The organism is Kistimonas ophiarachnellae (assembly GCF_057552235.1).
In genome coordinates, this window is sequence record NZ_BAAJPA010000105.1 from 1 (window position 1) to 215 (window position 215).

Sequence of the window (215 nt, forward strand, 5' to 3'; positions counted from 1 at the left end):
CTATCCAGGGTTACTGTGGTGTGGCGGCTGTCGACAGCAAGCACCAGGTCATTATTCATGGGGAAGCCTATGGCCATGGTGCTGAACAATCGACCCTGATTCCGACGGTAAAAGCGATTGATGCCCAGTGTCGCTGGCTGGGACATAGCGATATATTCAAAACAGCCAGGATAACCGCAGACAGTGGTTTTCATTCCAGGGAGAACCTGGAAGCC

1 pseudogene is annotated in these 215 nt (G+C 52.6%); it reads left to right on the forward strand.

The window, feature by feature from the left end:
* Positions 1-215: pseudogene (locus AC27K1_RS21840) on the forward strand (IS1182 family transposase); the annotation flags it as partial.